General features: G+C 28.9%; 11 protein-coding genes. All 11 read left to right on the forward strand.

Features of this window, described 5'->3' with window-relative positions:
• Positions 1-156: 156 nt before the first annotated feature.
• A complete protein-coding gene (locus Q0V09_RS04915) occupies positions 157-405 on the forward strand; it encodes a hypothetical protein (RefSeq protein ID WP_297487438.1) in 249 nt (82 codons plus the stop codon).
• Between the two features lie 111 nt (positions 406-516).
• A complete protein-coding gene (locus Q0V09_RS04920; RefSeq protein WP_297406990.1) occupies positions 517-852 on the forward strand; it encodes a hypothetical protein in 336 nt (111 codons plus the stop codon).
• A complete protein-coding gene (locus Q0V09_RS04925) occupies positions 849-1400 on the forward strand; it encodes a hypothetical protein (RefSeq protein WP_297487439.1) in 552 nt (183 codons plus the stop codon). The genes Q0V09_RS04920 and Q0V09_RS04925 overlap by 4 nt, the downstream gene beginning before the upstream one ends.
• Positions 1393-1848, forward strand: a complete 456-nt coding sequence (locus Q0V09_RS04930; RefSeq protein WP_297406994.1) for a hypothetical protein — start codon at positions 1393-1395, stop codon at positions 1846-1848. Before Q0V09_RS04925 ends, Q0V09_RS04930 begins: the two co-directional genes overlap by 8 nt.
• A complete protein-coding gene (locus Q0V09_RS04935) occupies positions 1848-2084 on the forward strand; it encodes a hypothetical protein (RefSeq protein ID WP_297487441.1) in 237 nt (78 codons plus the stop codon). Before Q0V09_RS04930 ends, Q0V09_RS04935 begins: the two co-directional genes overlap by 1 nt.
• Positions 2074-3534, forward strand: a complete 1461-nt coding sequence (locus tag Q0V09_RS04940; RefSeq protein ID WP_297487443.1) for a phage tail protein — start codon at positions 2074-2076, stop codon at positions 3532-3534. Before Q0V09_RS04935 ends, Q0V09_RS04940 begins: the two co-directional genes overlap by 11 nt.
• A gap of 11 nt (positions 3535-3545) precedes the next feature.
• Positions 3546-4049, forward strand: coding sequence for a phage major tail tube protein (locus Q0V09_RS04945; protein ID WP_297487445.1), 504 nt, complete (start codon positions 3546-3548; stop codon positions 4047-4049).
• A 15-nt stretch (positions 4050-4064) separates the two neighbouring features.
• Positions 4065-4460 carry a hypothetical protein gene (locus Q0V09_RS04950; RefSeq protein ID WP_297487447.1) on the forward strand — a complete coding sequence of 132 codons (396 nt, stop codon included), beginning with the start codon at positions 4065-4067 and terminating at the stop codon, positions 4458-4460.
• 505 nt (positions 4461-4965) lie between these two features.
• Positions 4966-7680 carry a phage tail tape measure protein gene (locus Q0V09_RS04955; protein ID WP_297487448.1) on the forward strand — a complete coding sequence of 905 codons (2715 nt, stop codon included), beginning with the start codon at positions 4966-4968 and terminating at the stop codon, positions 7678-7680.
• Positions 7658-7870 (forward strand): tail protein X, encoded by a 213-nt coding sequence (locus tag Q0V09_RS04960; RefSeq protein WP_297487450.1) that lies wholly within the window; start codon positions 7658-7660, stop codon positions 7868-7870. Before Q0V09_RS04955 ends, Q0V09_RS04960 begins: the two co-directional genes overlap by 23 nt.
• Entirely contained in the window at positions 7861-8865 is a 1005-nt protein-coding gene (locus tag Q0V09_RS04965; protein WP_297406441.1) for a hypothetical protein, read from the forward strand. Before Q0V09_RS04960 ends, Q0V09_RS04965 begins: the two co-directional genes overlap by 10 nt.
• Positions 8866-8871: the final 6 nt, after the last annotated feature.

Here is an 8871-nt window from a genome sequence, read left to right on the forward strand (position 1 = left end):
CTAACTTTACATGTAGCAAAAGAAGTAGCTATTAAAGTTCCTGAAAAGAATGCAGATTTATTAGAGTTACAAAGTGCTCCATTTATTAGACCAGAAGTCCCTGGCTCATGGGTATATTTTCAAGCTATTTAATCAATAAAAATTAAGGAGAAAAATATGAAAAAAATAAAAGTTAAGATTATTAACTGTTCTGTTTATTACAATAATAAAGAATATAAAAAAGATGAAATTTTAGAGATAGATGAACGATTTTTTAGAGATGATTGTATGGAAAAAGAAAATGAATTAGAATCTAAAACTGAAAAAAACATAGATAAAGAAATCAGCAAAGAAAATTTAGAAAATTATCCTCTTACTATAAAAGAATTAAAAGAATTTAGAAAAAACAACTTCCAAATGGAGTAAGTGTCAAAAAAGAAAGTAGAAATATATCAAGAAGCAAAAGAGAAATTTGAAGAAAAAAATCTTAATTTAGATGAGGAGATAAAAACATTTAAGGAATCAAAAGAAGTATAAATGAAAACTTTAAAAGAACAAATAGCTCAAGATATAGAGAAGGTTATATTTAATACTGATGAATTTGCAGAAAAAATAACAATTGAATTCCCACCAAGTGATCCATTTGAAGTTATTGGAATTTTATCAATATGTGAAGATACTTGGAAGAAAGCTAGAATCCCAACTGACCCAAAGAAAGAATCAGTAATTTTACAAATAAATGCAGAACCTTTTAAAGAGTATATATTTGTTCAAGGTTCTGAAGTAAAGATAAACGGAACTAAATATTTTATAGAAAATATCTCTAGCGATGAATATATTAAAGAATTTCTACTAAGGAGAAATAAACTATGATAGAGATTGAAATAGAAAATGATTTGAATGAAAAAATACAAGCCTTCTTTGGAAGAGAAGGAGGAAAAGTTAATAAGCTTTTAGATAAAGCTTTAAGAAAAACAACAGCATATATAAATAAAAATGTAAAAAAAGAAATTAAAGCAAATTATGAAGTTTTCCCTGGACTAGTTAGTCCAGGGATGAAGATGTTGACTAAAAATAGAGAAAGTACATTACTTGCAAGTGCTAAAAGAAAAGATATTAGTGATTTTTATGTTTCTAACATGAGTCCAGCAAGAAGTAAAAGCAAATTATTAGCAAAAGTAAGAAAGAAAAATGGAAAAACAGAGATGAAAACTATGTTCTGGGCATTCTATAAAAATAACACATCAAAACTAGGTTTATTCATTAGAAACAGAGAGAGGAATCATATTGCTAGAGTTAAGTCAGCTTCATCTTTTCAAATGGCTAATAATGCCCTTTCAGAGGATGTAATTAAAGGAGCTAATGAAATATTTAATAAATCGTTAGAAGAGGCATTTAGAAAGGAGCTTGATAATGTCTAAAACATTAAAAATTCAAAAACATATTCTTGAATACTTAGAAGAGAAAATTAAATATCCAAATTTAAAGTTTTATGAATTTTTTCTTCCAAAAGAATCAGGAATGAGAAAAGAAAATGAAGAAAAAGAGAATTCACCAATTATTGTATTAAGTCCACTTAATGAAATTAAAGATAATTTGTTTAGAAAAAGAATCTTTAGAATAATTATTGGAGTAAATGGAGAAGATGATGCTAAAGCATCTAAAGAATTATTTGAACTAGGAGAATTAGTAGTAGAAACTATTGAAAAAAACAGTTTAGTTCCTGGTAAATTTGCTATAAATCCATCAACAATAAAAAGTGAATTTAATATAGAGGAGTGTGGAATGGATTACTGGGTATATTCAGTAACATTTGAAGCAAATATTCCGACTCCAAAATCAAATTTATTAGCAGAGAGAGGTTTTTAATGAAAAAATATATTTATTTAGGAAAGGATCTACAAGTTGAAAGTTATTTATTAAGACATGGGATGGTTATTTCAGAAAATGACTTAACTAAGCTAAAGAAGAGTAACAAGAAAATAACTATCTTATTTTACTTAACAACAGATTATCCAAAAATCAAAGCTCAATTAAGAGATGAAAATAGTTTTTATTCAAGAAAAATAGAAAAGGCCTTTAAGGAGGTATTAAATGCAGTTTAGACATGGTTTAAGAGTTAATGAGATTGATAGTGGAGAGAAGTCTTATCTATCACTTAAAACACCTGTCGTAGTTATAGGTGCAGCTCCAATTAATATGGGAGATTTAACTTGTATAAATGAACCAATATTAATTCAAAATAAAGAGGAAGCTACTAAATACTTTGGAGGAGTAAACAATATTAAAGGCTTTAATATATCAGAAACACTATATACAGCCTTCCAATTATTTGGAGTATCTCCAGTAATTTGTATAAATGTACTTGACCCTGCTAAGCATAGTGAGGTTGAAATTATACAAGATATTATTGCTAAAAATGCAACTGTAAAAATTGAAAGAACGGGAGTTCTTCCTGATGGAATAATCATAACAAGAATGAATTCTGCAAAAGAGGGAGAAAAAACTTCTCCAATCCCACAATATGAAACATCTTTCGATGATAACGGTTATATTGATATTCATTTTGAATCTGAAATAACAGATCCCTTATCTATATCAGTTAAAAAATTAAATCCAGAGCTAGTACAAGCTTCAGATATTATAGGAAAAGTTGATATTAATACACTTAAAAAAGAAGGACTTGAAGTGGTCGATGATATTTTCTCAAAATATAGTGTGATTCCTGGAATGGGAATAGCACCAGGATATACTCATGATAATGAACTTAGAACTATTATGAATACAAAATTTCAAGATGTAAATGGTGGGAAATGGAAAAGTATTATAATAGCCGATATCCCTGAAACAACAAAATACGGAGATGCTATTAAATGGAAAAAAGAAAATAATGCAATAGATCCAGAACAAATACTTTGTTATGGAAAAGGAGTATTAGGAGATCAAGTACTTCATTTATCAACATTAGTGGCTTGTGAACTTTTAAGAGGAAATGCTGTAAATGATGGAGTTCCTTGTGATTCTCCATCTAATAAGGCAGCTAAAATAAGTAAAATTGTATATAAAGATGCAGCAACAAAGAAATATATGGATATATCTTTAGATGAAAAACAAGCGGAACTTTTAAATGAAAATGGAATATTAACAGCAATCCAAACAACTGGAGGATTTGTGTTCTGGGGAAATAGAACTTCAGCATTTCAACCAGGAGGAACAACAGAGAAAAAAGATATATGGATACACGCTAAAAGGATGATTCAATTTATTTGTAATACAATAGCTATTAATAATCAAAATGAAGTAGATAAAAAGATGCCGATAACAAGAGTTATTGCAATTAGAGATAATTTAAATCAATGGTTATCTTCTTTAAAATCGGAAGAAAAGATTTTAGGAGCAAGAGTTGAATTTAAAAAAATTGATAATCCTGGAGAAAATGTAGCTAATGGTAAATTTGTTTGGTTTATTGCCTTTGGAGATATTCCTATAGGAGAGAATTTAAATTTTAATGTAATGAATAGTAGCGAATTTGCTAAAGAAATTTATCAGTTATAAGGAGTGTAAATATGATACCAAGTTTAATTCAAGAATGTGCTGTAAAAATTAATGGTTCTGAAAAGATAGTTGGAGTATCCAGTTTTCAGCTTCCAGATATTTCTTTTAAAGAAGAGGAAATAAATGTATTAGGACTAGGTGGATATAAAGAAGTTATAAAATCTATGCCTGAAGCTATGACAACTACAATGAAATTTTTAGGAGTAGATAAGACAGGCTTAAAGTTAACTGCAGGTAAAAAAATAAATTTAATTTTAGCTGCAGTAATTCAAAAAGAAGATGATGAAAAAATCGGGGAAATTGGACTATATGTAACAATTAAAGGAAGTATTAAAAGCCATAAGTTCGGAGAAGTAGCTCAGAATGGAAAATTAGAACCTGAAATAGAAATAAATTTATCTTACTTCAAGTTAGAAATTGACAAAGAAATAATCTATGAAATAGATCAAAAGAACACTGTTCTAATTGTTGAAGGAGAAGACTTAAGAGCGGGAATAAATGCCATAATAGGCTAACTTAGGAGGACATAAATGTCAAAAGAAACATTAGATATCAAAAATGATATAGCGGCTTTTAAAGATGGACAAGGAATAAAAACAAAAATAAAAAATAAAAGTGAAATTAAGAAAGATGAATTACAAGTTTTGCAAAGTGAGTATGGTGAGTTAGAGCTAAAAGGTGAAATCAATGGAGAAAAGATTATTAAGTTTAGAACAAATTTAACAGGTCAAGATATGAAAATATGTAAAGCTAGATATGAGAAAGAAAAGAAAAAATCAGCTAAAGTATTAGCAGAACTAGATGATGAGTATTTTTTAATGATGGCTGAAAGAATGACAGAAATTCCATATGAAGATTTCTTTGATTTAAATATAATAGATACTTATAACGTAATTAGACATGTAAAGAACTTTATAGGAGAATGAATAGGTGCAAATCCTTATGAAACATTTAGAGAGCTGATTGTAGAGCTCTCTATCTTACTAAACAATCCAATGGGTATGAATATGAAAATAGATTATGACGTATTATGGAGCTCAACATTAGATGAATTAGACTATTATAATAATCTATTTGAAAAATGGAAAAAGATGTTTACAAAAAAATAAAAAAAGCCCGAAGGCTGAGGTTTTGAGGACTATCTTCTGTTTAACCAAAATATTACCAGTAAGTATATTCCAAAAAGGAATACTCCACCATTAATATTTAAAGTCTCAATGTTGATATACATCAATAACCTCCCATGTCAATATTGTGTCTATTGTATACCAAGGCTCTGACCTCTTGATATACATGAGAAAAGCACCCACAAAGTGAGTGCCTATCTCATATCAGAGCTATTACACAATATTAACACGGTTGCCTTCAGGCACTCGAGTAATTAAAGTATAATATATATTAACCAAAAAGTCAAATTAAAAGGAGGTTCTTATGGCTAAAGGAAAAGGCTTTGAAATGGTTATGAAACTTAAGGCTCAGCTTGATAAAGCTGTTCCTACAACAATGCAAAAGCTATCTAAGGAAATGGGATCTCTTAAAGATAAACAAAAACAATTAAATAGTATAAATAAATTAGTGCCAAAGCATCTTCATAAGAATATGTTAGAGTACAAAAAAATTAGCTCAAAACTTCAAATGCTAAATAAGTTAAAAGATACTAATGGAAGTTTAAGCAAAGAGCAAGAAAAAGAATATAAAACCTTAATAAAAGCTCAAAGCAAATTAGGAAAGACAGTTGATAAAGAAAGAAGTGCATATGCTAGATACTCTTTAGAACTTAAAAAATTAAAGATTCCACATGGACAATTACAAAATGAAATAAGAAAAACAGGTAAAGAACTGGAAGAAGTAACAAAGAAACAAAAATTATTTAATAGAGTAGCCAGTTTTAAGAAAAAAGTAGGCGCAGTAGGAAAGAAGGCTTTAGTTGCTGGTGGAAAATTTGCGGCAGGAGCAGCTGTAGCAGGAGTTTTAGCAACAGGAGCATTTGCGGGACAATCAGCGTCACAATATGCTGATTTTGAAGGACAAATGAAAAGAGTCCAAGCTATAAGTGGAGCAAGTAAAAAGGATTATGCTACCTTGGAAAAAGCAGCATTAAAATTTGGAGCAACGACATCTTTTACATCAACACAAGCAGCAGCAGGAATGGAAAAATTTGCTTTAGCAGGATTTAAAACAAAAGATATAATTTCAGCAATGCCAGGAATGTTAGACCTTGCGGCGGCGTCAGGTGAAGATCTTGCCTTAGTTTCAGATATAATATCTGATAATATGACTGCATTTGGATTAAAAGCTGAAGATACTGGAAAAGTCGCAGATATATTTGCTTATACAATGTCAAAGACAAATACTGATGTTGGAACTTTAGGAGAAGCTTTCAAATATATTTCAGCTCAATCAAAAGGAATGAATGTATCAATAGAAGAAAGTTCTTCTTTGTTAGGGCTCTTAGCAGATAAAGGAATAAAAGGATCATCTGCAGGAACTGGATTAGGAGCTGTATATTCACAAATATCAAAAAATGCTAGTGAATTTCAAAACTTAGGATTAAAACTAACTGATAAAAGTGGAGACTTTATAGGAACAGCTAACTTTCTAGGACAACTTGAAGGTTATTTTAAAAAGAACAATATAAATGGACTAAAAAAACAAGAAATGTTGACTAAAATGTTTAGAGTTCAAGGAGCAAAGGTTGTTAATGCTTTACTTGATGGAGAAAAAGAGATTAATGGAGTTTTGTATACAGGTGTTGCCAGAATCAAAGCACAAACTAAAGCAACGAATATAGAGGCTGTAGGGTCTGCAGGTAAAATGAGAGATATTATGCTTGAAGGAATAAATGGAACAAGAACTCTTTTTTTGTCAGCAGTTGATGGACTTAAAATGGCCGTAGGGAAAAGTATATTTACTGAAAAAACTCTAAAAAGTATTAAAACAGCTACAAAATACATAAGTGAGTTTGGACTTGTTCTAAGAGGAGAACTATCAGATAATCCAATTAATAAGTTTTGGCAAAATGTATTTGAAAAAATAAATAAATTGAAAAAAACTTTTGTAGATGTATTAGGTCCTGGATTTAAAGCACTAAAAAATATATTAACAGATCCAAGTATGATTAATTTTTTTAAATTATTAGGGAAAACTTTATTATCAACCATGTACATTGTAGCCTATGCTTTTACTAAAATAGCTCAAGGGTTAGAATTGATAAATAGATATATAGGAATTGATAATATTATTATGTTTATAGGAGCATTTGCAGGAATAGGAAAGATTGTAACAGGAATAAGTTTTCTTATAGGAAAATTAGTGCTATTAAAAGCTTCAATTGCTTCTGCAGGAGGAGTTATTACTTATTTAAAAAGTGGTTTATTAGCAACAAAAACAAGTTTGTTAACTTTAGGAGGTCCAATTGTATGGGTAGGAGCAGCTATATTAGGATTACTTTATTTATTCCATAAATTTGGTGGTATAAAAAATAATCTATTAGGAATATGGGAAGTTATTAAACAATGGTTTGTAACTTTAGGTTCAATTATAAGTACTTTAAATGCAATATATAATCCTTTTAAAGTTATTTATGATTTAGGAATGTCCTTTTGGAATAATTGGGACAGTTCTAAAGGCATCTTGGATAATTTAAAAAGTGGATTCTTTGGGTTCTTTGATGGAATAAAAGAGCGAATAAAGGCAGTAGGAAATAACTTTCTAGCTCTAGGAGATAAGGTTAAGAATATTCCAATTATAGGAGCTTTACTTAATAAATTAGGCGTAGGAAGTGAAGTTAAGGCAGATGGAAGCCATAGAACAGGTTTAGATTATGTCCCTTATGATGGCTATATGGCTGAACTACATAAAGGTGAAAGAGTCCTTACCGCTGAAGAAAATAATTCCTTTGGTGGTAATATGCTTTCAAAACTTAAAAGTAACAGTTCAAGTGAAACAAATACCAATAGTTATACTAACAATAATAAAGAAACATCTTTTTCTATTGGAGATATAAATATAACTATTGAGAAAATAGAAACAAGTAATGCAGATGAAACACTAAAAGCATTAGCAGATATGTCAGAAAAATTAAGAAAAAAAATACTAGAAGATATAAAAAGGATGGTGAAAGATGGAGCAAGGACAACATACTAGCTATCTAACTAAAGCAGGAGATACTTGGGATTTAATTTCTTTTAAAGTTTATGGTTCTACCAAGTTTATAAACAAATTAAAAGAAGCAAATTATTATTTAAAAAAAGTTGTAATATTTCCACCAGAAGTAGCTATAGCTATTCCTATAATTAAACTAACCACAAAAGGAAGTGAACCTGAATGGTTCTAACAAGGAGAACTGGAGTAAAAGCTTATTACAATAATAAAGAGGTTGAGCTCAGTAATGAGCTTTCTTCTTTAACTATTACAGATAATTTATCAGGAGCAATAGATAGCATTAGTTTTACATTAAAAAATGATACAAATAGACTTTTAAAAGAAAACAATGAACTTTGCATTGGACAAGAGGTTAGTTTTGAGTTTTGGACTCAAAACTGGAATTCAGTTGATGAAGGAATAAAGATATATAAATTAGGAACCTATTATATAGACGAAAGATCATTTGATAATGATAGTGGGCAATTTAAAGCTCTCTCAATCCCTTTAGGAGATAGTCAAGATGAAGTTACTACTAAAACATGGGGAGAAATCTCTTTAAAAAGTTTAAATGAAGAGTTTGCAAAGAAATTTAAAATTTCATCATATTTTAATTCAAAATATAATCCTATGTTACGAGATCTTAAACAAGAAAATGAAACAGGATTATCTTTTTTAAATAAAATAGCAGAACAAGAGGGTTTTAATTTTAAGGTTAATGTAAATAAAATAATTATGTTTAGCATTGAAGAATATGAAAAGAAAAAATCTGTATATACTATTGATTTAAACAATTCAATTTATTCATTTAATGAAGAAACAAAGAATTTATATACAAAGATAGAAATAAATCACACACAATCCAAATGGTTAAAAGAAGAGGTTGCAATCTATTCACTTAAAGATTTTGGAATTAAATTACCAGGAAAAGTAAAAGAAAAAGTGTTAAAAATCAATGAAAGAAGTAAAAGTGGAAATCTAAAGAAATTAGCAGAGATAAGACTAATGAAAGAAAATAGAGGGAGAATAACACTAGAAACAACAATAATAGATAAAATAGATTTGTATGCAGGAAATGTAATCGAAATAATAAATGCAGGAATATATAACGGGAACTACATGGTAAAAACAACAGTAAAAAATTTACCAGGGTTAAATGTAAAAATATCAGCATATAAAATTTGGTAAATAAAA

The sequence above is a fragment of the uncultured Cetobacterium sp. genome, assembly GCF_947039425.1.
Taxonomy (GTDB): Bacteria; Fusobacteriota; Fusobacteriia; order Fusobacteriales; family Fusobacteriaceae; genus Cetobacterium_A.